This window comes from Paenibacillus turpanensis, from assembly GCF_011421635.1.
Taxonomy (GTDB): domain Bacteria; phylum Bacillota; class Bacilli; order Paenibacillales; family YIM-B00363; genus Paenibacillus_AK; species Paenibacillus_AK turpanensis.
The window spans coordinates 1-358 of record NZ_WTLI01000073.1 but is presented as its reverse complement, the minus strand read 5'-3'; the positions used below and the strand labels follow the sequence as shown (position 1 = coordinate 358).

Genomic DNA, 358 nt, shown 5'->3' with positions numbered 1-358 from the left:
GCGGTAAGGCAACGGACTTTGACTCCGTCATGCCTAGGTTCGAATCCTAGCGGCCCAGCCATTGTCTTTTGCGGAAATAGCTCAATTGGCAGAGTATCGCCTTCCCAAGGCGAGGGTTGCGGGTTCGAGACCCGTTTTCCGCTCCAATGCTAATCGTGCGCCCTTAGCTCAGCTGGATAGAGTGTTTGACTACGAATCAAAAGGTCGGGAGTTCGAATCTCTCAGGGCGCGCCACTTTATTACTTTGGAATTATTTATGCAGTGAAAATGATTTTGCAGTATGCTAAGATGTAATTCTGTCGCCGAGAGCGACGGACAAGCAGTAAGAAAGAAGAGCAAGACAAGTGCTCCTTGAAAA

At 48.9% G+C, this 358-nt stretch carries 2 tRNA genes; both read left to right on the top strand.

Going from position 1 to position 358, the window contains the following annotated elements:
- Positions 1–70: 70 nt before the first annotated feature.
- A tRNA-Gly gene (locus GQS10_RS22865) sits at positions 71–146 on the top strand.
- Positions 147–157: 11 nt separating this feature from the next.
- Positions 158–234 (top strand) — tRNA-Arg (locus GQS10_RS22860).
- The last annotated feature ends 124 nt before the right edge of the window (positions 235–358 follow it).